This is a genomic window from Streptomyces sp. NPDC031466 (genome assembly GCF_055581265.1).
This window is the reverse complement of the sequence record NZ_JBVIJT010000002.1, coordinates 265,332-277,438: the sequence shown is the minus strand read 5'-3', so window position 1 is coordinate 277,438 and position 12,107 is coordinate 265,332. Positions and strand designations below refer to the sequence as shown.

The following is a 12,107-nucleotide window of genomic DNA, read 5'->3' as shown; positions in this document are numbered from 1 at the left end:
TCCCCGGTCACAGTCCTTCGGGCGCGGCGGGGGCGCGGCGGGCCACCTGGGTGCCGATCAGCCCGCAGGTCGCCAGGACCTCGGCGATGACGACGACGGGCATGCCGGTGAGCGCCAGCGCGATCCCCGCCACCAGGACCACGATGACGAGGACGGTCTGCCGGCCGTCCAGCTGGCGGCAGGGCTTGGACGCGACGCAGGCGGGACGCAGATGTGAGTGCATGAGGGACCTCTGGGTCTCGAAGTGCCCGGGCACCGTGCCCGGCTCGGGCACGGATGCCGTGCCGACCGGGCGCCGAACAGCGCCCGGTCGGCCCATGGTGGCACCGGATCCCGGGGCCTTCACGAGGTTGATGCGCCCCCGCCCCACCCGCGCGAGCGCGGTGGGGGCCGGTCGCGATCGCCGTCCCGCGCGGGCGGTGTCCCACCTGCGCGGACGGGGCGTCCCGAACGTTTGTACCGGGTGGGGAGGCCGGTTGATGCAGCCGCGCCCATCCTGACCAGAAAATCTGGTACCCCGCTCGGGAACACCCGGGCCCGTGCGCGCGGTATCGGCGGGATCAGAGGACCGGCAGGTTCTTCCGCAGCTCGAAGGCGGTGACCTCGGAGCGGTACTCCTCCCACTCCTGCTTCTTGTTCCGCAGGAAGAAGTCGTAGACGTGCTCGCCGAGCGTCTCGGCGACCAGTTCCGACTTCTCCATGAGCGCGATCGCCTCGCCGAGGTTCTGCGGCAGCGGCTCGATGCCCATGGCGCGGCGCTCGGCGTCGGAGAGCGCCCACACGTCGTCGTCGGCGCCCGGCGGGAGTTCGTAGCCCTCCTCGATGCCCTTGAGTCCGGCGGCGAGGAGCACCGCGTACGTCAGGTAGGGGTTGGCGCCCGAGTCGATGGAGCGGACCTCGACGCGGGCCGAGCCGGTCTTGCCCGGCTTGTACATCGGCACGCGGATCAGGGCCGAGCGGTTGTTGTGGCCCCAGCAGATGTACGAGGGTGCCTCGCCGCCCGCGCCGGCCGTGCGCTCGGAGCCGCCCCAGATGCGCTTGTAGGAGTTCACCCACTGGTTGGTGACCGCCGAGATCTCCGCCGCGTGCCGCAGCAGGCCCGCGATGAAGGAGCGGCCGACCTTGGAGAGCTGGTACTCGGCGCCCGACTCGTAGAAGGCGTTGCGGTCGCCCTCGAAGAGGGAGAGGTGGGTGTGCATGCCGGAGCCGGGGTGCTCGGAGAAGGGCTTCGGCATGAAGGTGGCCTGGACGCCCTGTTCGAGCGCGACCTGCTTCATGACCAGACGGAACGTCATGATGTTGTCGGCCGTGGAGAGGGCGTCCGCGTACCTGAGGTCGATCTCCTGCTGGCCCGGCGCGCCCTCGTGGTGGCTGAACTCGACCGAGATGCCCATGGATTCGAGCATCGTGATCGCCTGGCGGCGGAAGTCCATGCCCACGTTCTGCGGGGTGTGGTCGAAGTAGCCGCTGTTGTCGGCGGGCGTGGGCCGCGAGCCGTCCAGCGGCTTGTCCTTCAGCAGGAAGAACTCGATCTCGGGGTGGGTGTAGAAGGTGAAGCCGAGGTCGGAGGTCTTGGCGAGGGCCCGCTTGAGGACGTAGCGCGGGTCCGCGAAGGACGGGGAGCCGTCCGGCATCAGGATGTCGCAGAACATGCGGGCGGTGCCGGGGGCCTCGGCGCGCCAGGGCAGCACCTGGAACGTCGACGGGTCCGGCTTGGCGATCATGTCCGACTCGTACACCCGGGCGAATCCCTCGATGGCCGAGCCGTCGAAGCCGATGCCCTCGTCGAAGGCCTGCTCCAGCTCGGCGGGGGCCACGGCCACCGACTTCAGGAAGCCGAGGACATCCGTGAACCACAGGCGTACGAACCGGATGTCGCGCTCCTCCAACGTACGGAGCACGAATTCCTGCTGCTTGTCCATCTTCCGCTTCCACCCATCGTTGCTGGTCAGGCCGCCTGCTCCCGCACCACGGGACACCTCGGGCACACGAGCATCCCACTGCCGGGTTTCCAACGCGTTGCGCACCCCGAGCCGTCGGGGTCCGGGCCGTGTCGCGTGCCGCTCTGTGCCCATAGTGCCTGCTGATCGGCTCCTTCGTAACGGCGGGCCGCCGCGAGGTCCCGCCCGCGTCTCCGCACCCGGCACTTTAATTTGCATCTCATATGCAAGTTTTCTAGGCTCCGAAACAGACAACGAGGGCGCAACCCCCCGTGATCTCCCTGCCCTTGAGGAGTTCCGTTGCTGACCGAGCAGTCCGCCGCGACCGTCCGCGCCACCCTTCCCGTCGTCCGGGCGGCCATCGGCGACATCGCCGAGCGGTTCTACGACCGGCTCTTCACCGCCCACCCGGAACTCCTCCGGGACCTCTTCAACCGGGGCAACCAGGCCGCCGGGACCCAGCGGCAGGCCCTGGCCGGCTCCGTCGTCGCGTTCGCCGCCCACCTCGTGGACCACCCCGACCGGCGTCCCGAGGTGATGCTCGGCCGCATCGCGCACAAGCACGCCTCGCTGGGCGTGGCCCGCGACCAGTACGAGACGGTGTGCCGGCATCTCCTCGCGGCCATCGGCGAGGTGCTCGGCGACGCCGTCACCCCCGAGGTCGCCGCCGCCTGGGACGAGGTCTACTGGCTGATGGCCGGCGCCCTCACCGCCATCGAGGACCGGCTGTACGCCGAGCGGAACGTCACGGCGGGCGACACCTGGCGCGCGTGGGAGGTCGTCGACCGCGTCGAGGAGACGGCGGACGTCGCCACGTTCTGCCTGCGCCCTCTCGACGGGGCGCCCGTGCCGGACCACAAGGCGGGGCAGTACGTCTCCGTCCAGGTCGAACTGCCCGACGGGGCGCGGCAGATACGGCAGTACAGCGTGTGGGGGACGACGCCCGGCTCGCCGGTGCGGCGGATCAGCGTGAAGCGGGTGCGGGGCGGGGTGCGCGGGGCGGGCGGGATGTCCGGCGAGGAGGCCGGGGTGCCCGACGGGGAGGCCCGCATGCCCGACGGGGAGGTCTCGAACCATCTGCACGCGTGCGTACGCAAGGGCTCCGTCCTGCGGCTGTCCCCCGCCCACGGAGACCTCGTGCTCGACGAGACCGACCCCGACCGTCCCCTGCTGCTCGCCTCGGCCGGCATCGGCGTCACCCCGATGGTCGCCCTCCTCGGCCGGCTGGCCCATGTGGGCCACCGGGGCCCGGTCACCATCGTGCACGCCGACCGCTCCCCCGCCGAACACGCCCTGCGGGCCGCCCAGACCGCGCTCACCGGCGAACTCCCGGACTGCGCCGCGTACTTCTTCTACGAGCGGCCGGACGCCGGGCACCCGGCGAGCCTCTCGGGCCGCGCCGACCTGGCGGTGCTCCCGGCGCTGCCGCAGGGCACGCGCGCGTACCTGTGCGGTCCGCTGCCGTTCATGCGGGCGGTACGCGCCCAGCTCCTCGGCAGCGGGCTCGCCGCCGCCGACATCCGCTACGAGGTGTTCGGGCCCGACCTGTGGCTGGCCTCCGCGCGGGGGTGAGCGCCGCTCACGGGGGCGTCGGGGCGGGCCGTGATGCCCAGCAGCAGCGGGCCGGTGGGGGCCTGGACCATGTCCGCCACGGTCAGCGGGTCCAGCGCGGAGTAGAAGGCCTCCTGCGCGTCGCGCAGGGCGCCGCGCAGCCGGCAGGCGGGGCTCAGCGGGCACGGCGTGGTCCCCTCGCAGTCCACCACGTCCCCCGCGCCCTCGAAGGACCGCACCAGCGCGCCGACCGACGCCGAGCGGCCCGCCTCCGTCAGCGAGAGCCCACCGCCCCGGCCCCTGCGGGCCTCCAGCAGGCCCATCTTCTGCAGCTCGGCGACGACCTTCGTGGCGTGGGTGTAGGGCACCGCCACGTCGGCGGCCACCTCGCGCGTCGTGGGGGCCGCCGTCCCCGCCACGGCGAGGCGCATGAGCGTGCGCAGCGCCAGGTCGGTGGATCGCATGAGCCGCATGCCGTCGAGCGTAGGCAAGGCGGGTGCCCGCTCCAAATCCCGGCCGCCTCGGCGGCGGCGCGGGGCCTGTGGGCCCGCGGGAGCCCGCGTGCCCGGTGGGGCGGCCCGCACGTCCGGGCGGGCGGCCCGCTCGCCCGGGTCGGGGTGGCCCGCGGGGTCGACAGGGAAGCCCGCGGGTCGGACAGGCGGGAACAAGCCCTGTGAGCCGGGGCTTCCTCGCCTTACGATCAGCGGACTCGTTCGTCGTCCTGTCCCTCCCCCGCGCAGAAGGACACACCATGGGTTCCGCCAAGAACACGAGCACCCCCTCCCGCAAGGACCGGATAGCGGAGATGCGCCAGGCCGACCGTGCCCGGGAGCGGCGGAACCGGGTCCTGGCCGTCGTCGACGGCGCGGTCGCCGTCGCGGCGCTCGGTGTGGGCGGCTTCCTCCTCTTCTCCCACACGTCGGACGGCTCGGCCGACAAGGCGGACTCGAAGCCCTGGCCCGCGTACAAGGTCACCGAGGACGGCGAGAAGGTCTGGGGCAAGCTCGGACGCAAGCACGTCACCAAGCAGGTCGACTACCCCATGACCCCGCCGGTGGGCGGCGACCACGACGCGGCCTGGATGAACTGCAACGGCGACGTCTACGACAAGGAGCTGCCGGAGGTCAACGCCGTGCACTCCCTGGAGCACGGCGCCGTGTGGGTCACGTACAACGACAAGGCGGACCCGGCCGACGTGAAGAAGCTCGCGGCCAAGGTCAAGGCGACGCCGTACTCGCTGATGAGCCCCGTCGAGGACCAGAAGGACCCCGTCATGCTGACCGCGTGGGCGCACCAGCGGACGGTGAGCGGCGCGGACGACCCGAAGGTCAAGGAGTTCTTCTCCCGGTACGTGCAGGGCAGGCAGACCCCCGAGCCGGGCGCCGCGTGCACCCGCGGGCTGGATCGGTGAGGGCCCCCGCCGGGCGCCGCCGCACCCACTGGATCATCGGTTCGCTCGCGGCGGCCGCCGTCCTCGCGGGCGGCCTCACGGCGGCCGTCGCCACCACGTCCGGCCCCGGCGCGTCCGACGCCGCCGGCGCGCCGGACAGCGCGCCGGACAGCGCGTCGGCCGACGCGGGGTTCGCGCGGGACATGGCCGTCCACCACCAGCAGGCCGTCGAGATGTCGTACATCGTGCGGGACCGCACCGACGACGAGGAGGTGCGCCGCCTCGCCTACGACATCGCCCAGACGCAGGCCAACCAGCGCGGCATGCTGCTCGGTTGGCTGGACCTGTGGGAACTGCCGAAGGTGCCGGACCGGGCGCCGATGGAGTGGATGGGTATGGGTGACGCGCCGCCCGGTGAGGACGGGGCGCTGATGCCGGGGATGGCGACGAACACGGAACTGTCCCGGCTGGAGAAGCTGCGGGGCAAGGAGGCGGAGGTCCGGTATCTGCGGCTGATGACGCGGCACCACCGGGGCGGGGTGCACATGGCGAAGGGCTGTGTGAAGCGGTGCGAGGTGCCTGCCGAGCGGCGCCTCGCCCGGGGGATGGTGGAGTCGCAGACGTCGGAGATCACGCTCCTGGCTGACATGCTGAGGGCGCGGGGCGCGGAGCCGCCCGCCCGCTGAGAAAGCCGGCCGCCCAGGACGCGGGGGTCGTCCGGGCGCCGGGGGTCGTCCGGGCGCCGGGGGTCGTCCGGGCGCCGGGGCGGGGGCACCCCAGGGCGGGGCTGGCTGACCGCTGTTGACGCCTGCGCGCAGGGCCGCTGAGCACCAGGAGCGCCAAGACGCGAGGTCCCCGCAGCCCGGACCCGTCCGACCGCTCCCCTCACCCGGGCACAGGACCGTCGAGAGCCCTGAACGCCAAGACGCGAAGTCCCCCGCAGCGGGGACCGGTCGACCACCGCCCGCGCCCCGGGCCTGGCCGCCGGGCCCCCTGAAGCCCGAGGCCGGACATCGAGGGCCCGGCCCCCGGGGCCTTCGACGCTCACGCCAGGCGCGGCAGGTCCCGGGGATCGAGGCGGCCGTGGAGGGGCTCGCCGGTGAGGTGGCGTTCGACCTCGGCGACCGCGTATGCGCCGAGCCGCCGCACCTCGCTCCCCTGCGCCCCCGCGATGTGCGGGGTGACGAGCACGTTGGGCAGGGAGAGGAGCGCGTGCCCCGGCGGGAGCGGCTCGGGGTCCGTGACGTCGAGGAACGCGTCGAGGCGCCCCGAGCCGCACTCACGCGCCAGCGCCTCCGTGTCGATGAGCGCCCCCCGCGCCGTGTTGATGACGACGCCGCCGTCCGGGATCAGCCCGAGCATGGCCCCGCTCAACATGCCCTGTGTCGCAGGCAGTTGTGGCGCGTGGACCGTGATGATGCTGCTGCGCGCGCACAGTTCGGGAAGCGCCACCGGCTCGACGCCGAGCGCCCGCGCCCCGGCGGGCGTCACGTACGGGTCCGTGAGCAGGATGCGGTACCCCGCGTCGGAGGCCCGTAGCGCCGCGATCACCCGGCGCCCGATGCGGGACGCCCCGATGACGCCGATGGTGCGCGCGTCCGCGCCGGTGCGCTCGGCGAACGACGGCCGCCCGGCCGCGTACCCGGCGGCGGTCCGCAGCGCCCCTTTCGCCGCGAACGTGATGGCCGCCAGCGTGAACGCCGCCACGGGGCCCGCGTTGGCGTCCGCCGCCGAGGAGACGACGATGCCCCGCTCCCACACCGCGTCCGTCACCAGGGGCTTGACCGAACCCGCCGCGTGGACGACCGCCCGCAGGCGGGGCGCGTGCGCCAGGACCTCGGGGGTCAGCGGCGGGCACTCCCAGCCGGTGACCAGGATCTCCACCCGGGCGAGGACCGCCCGCGCCGCCTCGCCGGTGAGCGCTCCGGACAGCACCTCGGGCTCCAACCGAGCGCGCGCCGCGAGCCGTTGCCGCAGATCCGGCGCGAAGACCCGGTCCGCGACCTCGGCGCCCATCGCCAGCGCCGCGACCGGCCGGCCATCGGCCCGCTCCCCCTCCTCTGCCCCCTCCACCTGCTCCGCCTGCTCCGTCACGCGCGACCGTCCCTCGTAGTAACCGGTTACCAAGCAGTGCTCGGAGGCTAGGACCCATCAGTGAATCCGGTCAAGGGACCGCATGGCAAAGGGGGTTGACCGTGGACAGTAACCGCTTTAGATTCCGGGCACCTTATTCCGACGACGGAGGGGTTGCCGTGCCGACGGTGACGAAGGGCCGGGCGGAATCCGAGGCGGTGACGCCGCCCGACAGGCATGATAATGGGGCAAGAGGCGCGAAATTCGGCCAGGACACACCGCGTAAGCGGTTTCAGCGCACCCGTTTCCTGGTGCTGCTCATGGTGCCGGGAGTGGCGTACTTCCTGGTCTTCCACTACGGCGCCTTCATCGCCAACGCGGTGGCCTTCAAGGAGTACGTCCCCTTCGACGGCCTGTGGGCCAGCCCCTGGGTCGGCGGCGCGAACTTCGAGCGGATGTTCGGCGACCCGGACTTCTGGCGCGCCACGTGGAACACCCTGTTCATCGCCGTGCTCCAGCTCGTCTTCTTTTTCCCCGCGCCGCTCGCCCTCGCCCTGCTCCTGCACAGCCTGACCTCGGACCTGCTGCGCCGCTTCACGCAGTCCGTGATCTACCTGCCGCACTTCCTGTCGTGGGTCGTCGTGGTCGCCCTCTTCCAGCAAGTCCTCGGTGACACAGGCCTTTTGAACACCACGCTCGGTGACGCCGGGCTGCACACCGTCGACATCATCGGCAACCCGGACGCGTACCGACCGCTCGTCGTGATCGAGGTGGTCTGGAAGGACGCCGGCTGGGGGACGATCATCTTCCTCGCCGCGCTGATGCAGGTCGACGAGCAGCTGTACGAGGCGTCGGCGATCGACGGGGCCGGACCCTGGCGACGCTTCTGGCACATCACGCTGCCCGGCATCCGGCCGATCATCGTCCTGCTGCTCATCATGCGACTCGGCGACATCCTCTCCGTCGGCTTCGAACAGATGCTGCTGCAACGGCAGGCGGTCGGCCCGGAGGTCGGCGAGGTCCTGGACACCTTCGTCTTCTGGCAGGGCATCGTCGGCGGCGACACGGGATACGCGGCGGCCGCCGGTCTCTTCAAGGGCGTCGTGGGCGCGGCGCTCGTCTTCACCGCCAACCGGATCGCCCACCGGCTGGGCGAGCAGGGGGTCTACAAGTGAGTACCGCCCAGGTCACCAGGCCCGCCTGGACGGAGAAGCCGAGGTTCGCGACGAAGGCCGCCAAGGCGGTGGCGCTCGCGATCGTGCTCGGCCTCGTCCTGATCCCCTTCCTCGTCATCGTCTCCACCTCGCTGGCCTCCCACCAGGAGGTCGTGGACAACGGCGGCTGGGTCCTCTGGCCGAGCGATCCGACCCTGCGCGCCTACCGGGCCGTCCTCAGCGGCGGCATCGTCACCAAGGCGCTCGGCGTGAGCGTCACCCTCACCGCCGTCGGCACCCTGCTCTCACTGGCCTGCACCACCTTCCTCGCGTACGCCCTGGCCCGCCCCGGGGTCTACGGCGCCCGGCCCGTGCTCCTGCTGATCCTGTTCACCTTCCTCTTCCCGCCCGGCATGATTCCGGCGTTCCTGCTGGTCAACGGCTTGGGGATGAGGGACACCTACGCGGCGCTCATCGCGCCCGTACTGATCAACGTCTTCAATCTGATCGTGCTGCGCGGCTTCTTCCAGGGGATACCGGAGGAGTTGTACGAGGCGGCCCGGCTGGACGGCGCGGGCGACTGGCACATCCTGTGGCGGGTGGTGCTCCCGCTGTCGAAGGCGGCCCTCGCCGTGGTGTCCCTCTTCTACGCGGTGAGCTACTGGAACGCCTGGTTCCATGCCTCGATCTACCTGGAGTCGGACCACTGGCCGCTCTCCCAGGTGCTGCGTACGTACGTCATCGGGGGCTCGCAGATCGCCGACACGGGGCTGAGCGAGGCCGGCCAGGTCTCCGCCCCGCAGACGACGCGGATGGCCGTCCTGGTGATCGCCACCGTGCCGATCCTGCTCGTCTACCCCTTCCTCCAGCGGTACTTCACCAAAGGCGTGCTCACCGGCGCCATCAAGAGCTGACCAGTCCCCCGCCCCCTCCCGGATCTTTCCCCGCCCGCCGTACAGAAGGGCTCATCCCCGTGTCCGGTTCCTCGATGTCGCGGCGCACCCTGCTCCGCTCCATGGCCGTCGGCGGCGCCGCCCTGGCCGCCCCGTCCGCCCTCACCGCCTGCTCGACCGGCTCCACCGGCGCCGGCGTCTCCAACACCGGCAAGAAGGCGGTCCCCTGGCCCACCTTCACGTCCGCCCGGGGCCCCGCCCCCGACCTGGCGCCGACCACCGCCGGCGTGCAGGCCGGATACACGAAGTACCCCGGGAAACTGGTCCGGGCGGTCGCGGAGAAGCCGGGCACCGGCAAGCAGAAGATCAAGGTCATGACCATCACCTACGGCACCCCGCCGAGGCCGGCCGGCCGGAACGCGTACTGGCGGGCGGTGAACGAGGCGCTGGGCGTGGAGGTCGAGTTCACCGTCGTGCCCGACGCGGACTTCCGCGCCAAGATGGCGACACTGATGTCGGGCGACGATCTGCCCGACATGATCAACTTCGGTGGCGGGTACGTCCTGCCGCGCGAGTCGCAGTTCGTGCGGTCGCGGTGCGCCGACCTGAGCGAGCACCTGTCGGGCGACGCGGTCGAGGATTACCCGAACCTCGCCGCCATTCCCCCGTACGCCTGGGAGGGCATGGGCCGCATCGCCGGGCGCATCTACGGCCTGCCCGTCGAACGCGCCAAGGTGCAGGGCGCGATGTTCATCGACCGCGAGGCCTTCGACCGGGCCGGGTACCGGCCCGGCATGCCCGCCCCCGACTTCCGGGCCATGGCCCAAGAGGCGTCGCGGGGTGGGAAGTCGGCCCTCGGCGCGTCCACCGTCGGCTTCTTCGGCTACCTCTACCACGCGATGTGGCACGGGGCGCCCAACCAGTGGCGCGTCAAGGACGGCAAGGCCGTCGACATGTACGGGACCGACGCGTTCAAGGCCGCCCTGGAGTACATGGCACGGCTGCGCCGGGACGGCTCGTACAACTCCGACGCCACCTCGGTCTCCCAGGTGGACCTGAAGACGCAGTTCCACAACGGCACCGTCCGCTCGATGACCGACGGCTGGGGTGCCGTGATGTCCAACGCCCAAGGCATCAAGGACCGGTTCACCCTCGACGTCGCCGAGCCCTACGCGGTCGACGGCGTCACCCCCGTCTACCAGCAGAGCCGGGGCTGCTTCGGCTACACCGTCGTCAAGAAGGCCGCCAAGGACCGCGTCCGGCTGATGCTGCGCGTCCTGAACTGGCTGGCCTCGCCGTTCGGTTCGAAGGAGTACGAGCTGACGCACTACGGCGTCGAGGGCACCCACTTCAGGTACGACGAGACGGGTGATCCGGTCGCCACCGAACTCGGCCTCGTCGACTCGCGCACCAACCTGCCCTTCCCCTACCTGATGGACGCCCCGCAGCCGCTGTACCTCCCCGGCTTCCCGGACCTCACCGAGCGGTTGCACGCCTGGCAGAAGAAGGTCGTGCCGCTGCTGGCGCCCGACGACCACTGGGGCCTGATGTCGGACACGTACAACCGGCAGTCCGCCACGATGGACCAGATCATCACCGACGGCGTCACGGCGATCGTCGCCGGCCGCAAGAAGCTCTCCGACTGGGACGGCATCTACAAGAAGTGGCGCGCCCAGGGCGGCGAGCGGTCCGCCGAGGAGTTCCTGGAGGAGTACGAGGCCGCACACTGAACCGGGCTCCGGGCGCGGGATGATGGGCCCGGGTGCGCCGGTGGACGCCGGGTGTGCCGGGTGCGTCGGTGGACGCGGGGCGGGTGTGAGGCAAGGGAGAGACAGTGGGGGATCGGGTCACCATCCGCGATGTGGCCGCGCGGGCGGGGGTGTCGGTGGCGACCGTCTCGCGGGTCCTCGCGGGCAACTACCCGACGTCGACGGCATCACGCGCCAAGGTGCTGCGGGCGGTCAAGGATCTCGACTACGTCGCCAACGCGCACGCGCGCGCGTTGGCGGGCGCCGGGCGCAAGACGATCGCGGTGCTGATGCTGGACGTGGTCGGCGCGTTCTACGCGCAGGTCGCGCAGGGCGTGGAGATGGAGGCCGCCCAGCACGGCCGCCTCACCCTCGTCGCCTCCACCGGCAGCGATCCCGCGCGCGAGCTGGCGCTGGTCCAGATGATGCGTGAGCAGGCCGCGGAGGCCGTGGTGCTGGTGGGCGGGGTCACGCAGGACGACGAGTACCGGCAGCGGATGGCCCGCTACGCGCAGGTCCTCGCGGCGGCGGGCTCCCGGCTCGTCCTGTGCGGGCGGCCGGCGCCGGCGTCCGACGTGCCCGCGCTCGTCGTCGAGTACGACAACGAGGCCGGCGCCCATGCCGTGACCAGCCACCTCCTGGGCGCCGGACACCGGCGGATCGCGCTGCTCGGCTACCAGCCGGGGAACACCACCGGCGAGGCGCGTCTCGCCGGCTACCTCCGGGCGCTCGCCGACCACGGGGTGCCGCGTGACGAAGCGCTGCTCCACGGCGTCGGGTTCGGGCGCAACCACGGCTACCGGGCGATGCGGGAGCTGCTGGCGGCGGCGGACGGGAAACCGGACTTCACGGCGGTCTTCGCCGGGGACGACCGGGCCGCGGCGGCGGCGATCGTCGCGTTGCGGGAGTACGGGCTGGACGTCCCCCGGGACATGTCGGTCGTGGGCTACAACGACGACCCCGTGGCCGCGGACATCACGCCCGGCCTGACGACGGTCCACATCCCCGCGGAGGAGATGGGCCGCACGGCGGTCCGCCGCGCCCTCGCCGGGGATCTCCCCCGCACGGCCCAGGAACGTCATCTCCTGGGCACGCACATCGTCGTCCGCGACAGCGTCAAGGGGGTTCGGGGCGGGTAGGGGGCGGTGGGTGGACGGCCCCCTCCAGGCCGCCGCTTCGCGGCGATGTCTCCCACCCACCCACCCGTTTACCCCGCGTCGGGCGGGAGCCGTAGGGGCGGCCGGTAGCGGTGGGGGTCGGGTGGGTGCCGCCCGGCGGGCACCGAGTAACGGGCAGGCGGGCGGGGACAGGCCGGAACGGCCCCCACCGACCACCGCGTCCCCGGAGGTCGCCCTACA

Annotated in this window: 11 protein-coding genes; 7 read left to right on the top strand and 4 right to left on the bottom strand. The window is 72.2% G+C overall.

Features of this window, described 5'->3' with window-relative positions; translation table 11 throughout:
- Nucleotides 1–7 precede the first annotated feature (7 nt).
- Complete coding sequence (locus ACZ5GP_RS04065; protein ID WP_468749282.1) at nt 8–223, bottom strand: hypothetical protein; 216 nt, start codon at nt 221–223, stop codon at nt 8–10.
- A gap of 337 nt (nt 224–560) precedes the next feature.
- On the bottom strand, nt 561–1,922 hold the full coding sequence (locus ACZ5GP_RS04060) for a glutamine synthetase family protein (RefSeq protein ID WP_030786766.1): 1,362 nt from the start codon (nt 1,920–1,922) through the stop codon (nt 561–563).
- 318 nt (nt 1,923–2,240) lie between these two features.
- Here ACZ5GP_RS04060 and ACZ5GP_RS04055 point away from each other — a divergent pair, with 318 nt between their 5' ends.
- A complete protein-coding gene (locus ACZ5GP_RS04055; RefSeq protein WP_468749281.1) occupies nt 2,241–3,512 on the top strand; it encodes a globin domain-containing protein in 1,272 nt (423 codons plus the stop codon).
- Here the strand turns inward: ACZ5GP_RS04055 and ACZ5GP_RS04050 are convergent.
- Nucleotides 3,464–3,964, bottom strand: coding sequence for an RrF2 family transcriptional regulator (locus ACZ5GP_RS04050; protein ID WP_468749280.1), 501 nt, complete (start codon nt 3,962–3,964; stop codon nt 3,464–3,466). The two genes, ACZ5GP_RS04055 and ACZ5GP_RS04050, sit on opposite strands and share 49 nt — an antisense overlap.
- 278 nt (nt 3,965–4,242) lie before the next feature.
- Between ACZ5GP_RS04050 and ACZ5GP_RS04045 the strand changes: the two genes are divergently transcribed.
- Both ACZ5GP_RS04045 and ACZ5GP_RS04040 read left to right on the top strand, forming a co-directional pair.
- Nucleotides 4,243–4,902 (top strand): DUF3105 domain-containing protein, encoded by a 660-nt coding sequence (locus ACZ5GP_RS04045; RefSeq protein ID WP_468749279.1) that lies wholly within the window; start codon nt 4,243–4,245, stop codon nt 4,900–4,902.
- Entirely contained in the window at nt 4,899–5,567 is a 669-nt protein-coding gene (locus ACZ5GP_RS04040; RefSeq protein WP_468749278.1) for a DUF305 domain-containing protein, read from the top strand. The genes ACZ5GP_RS04045 and ACZ5GP_RS04040 overlap by 4 nt, the downstream gene beginning before the upstream one ends.
- 358 nt (nt 5,568–5,925) lie before the next feature.
- Here the strand turns inward: ACZ5GP_RS04040 and ACZ5GP_RS04035 are convergent, their stop codons facing one another.
- On the bottom strand, nt 5,926–6,897 hold the full coding sequence (locus ACZ5GP_RS04035) for a hydroxyacid dehydrogenase (protein WP_468749677.1): 972 nt from the start codon (nt 6,895–6,897) through the stop codon (nt 5,926–5,928).
- Nucleotides 6,898–7,274: 377 nt separating this feature from the next.
- Between ACZ5GP_RS04035 and ACZ5GP_RS04030 the strand changes: the two genes are divergently transcribed.
- From ACZ5GP_RS04030 to ACZ5GP_RS04015, 4 genes are all read left to right on the top strand, one after another.
- Nucleotides 7,275–8,129 carry an ABC transporter permease gene (locus tag ACZ5GP_RS04030; protein WP_468749277.1) on the top strand — a complete coding sequence of 285 codons (855 nt, stop codon included), beginning with the start codon at nt 7,275–7,277 and terminating at the stop codon, nt 8,127–8,129.
- Nucleotides 8,126–9,022 (top strand): carbohydrate ABC transporter permease, encoded by an 897-nt coding sequence (locus tag ACZ5GP_RS04025; RefSeq protein WP_468749276.1) that lies wholly within the window; start codon nt 8,126–8,128, stop codon nt 9,020–9,022. The genes ACZ5GP_RS04030 and ACZ5GP_RS04025 overlap by 4 nt, the downstream gene beginning before the upstream one ends.
- Before the next feature lie 74 nt (nt 9,023–9,096).
- Nucleotides 9,097–10,731, top strand: a complete 1,635-nt coding sequence (locus tag ACZ5GP_RS04020; protein ID WP_468749275.1) for an extracellular solute-binding protein — start codon at nt 9,097–9,099, stop codon at nt 10,729–10,731.
- 104 nt (nt 10,732–10,835) lie between these two features.
- Nucleotides 10,836–11,888 carry a LacI family DNA-binding transcriptional regulator gene (locus ACZ5GP_RS04015; RefSeq protein ID WP_468749274.1) on the top strand — a complete coding sequence of 351 codons (1,053 nt, stop codon included), beginning with the start codon at nt 10,836–10,838 and terminating at the stop codon, nt 11,886–11,888.
- The last annotated feature ends 219 nt before the right edge of the window (nt 11,889–12,107 follow it).

Bases quoted from the DNA above. Each gene is read 5' to 3' on its own strand.
- ACZ5GP_RS04065 (WP_468749282.1), bottom strand. From the start codon at position 223: ATGCACTCACATCTGCGTCCCGCCTGCGTCGCGTCCAAGCCCTGCCGC.
- ACZ5GP_RS04060 (WP_030786766.1), bottom strand. From the start codon at position 1,922: ATGGACAAGCAGCAGGAATTCGTGCTCCGTACGTTGGAGGAGCGCGAC.
- ACZ5GP_RS04050 (WP_468749280.1), bottom strand. From the start codon at position 3,964: ATGCGGCTCATGCGATCCACCGACCTGGCGCTGCGCACGCTCATGCGC.
- ACZ5GP_RS04045 (WP_468749279.1), top strand. From the start codon at position 4,243: ATGGGTTCCGCCAAGAACACGAGCACCCCCTCCCGCAAGGACCGGATA.
- ACZ5GP_RS04035 (WP_468749677.1), bottom strand. From the start codon at position 6,897: ATGGGCGCCGAGGTCGCGGACCGGGTCTTCGCGCCGGATCTGCGGCAA.
- ACZ5GP_RS04030 (WP_468749277.1), top strand. From the start codon at position 7,275: ATGGTGCCGGGAGTGGCGTACTTCCTGGTCTTCCACTACGGCGCCTTC.
- ACZ5GP_RS04020 (WP_468749275.1), top strand. From the start codon at position 9,097: ATGTCGCGGCGCACCCTGCTCCGCTCCATGGCCGTCGGCGGCGCCGCC.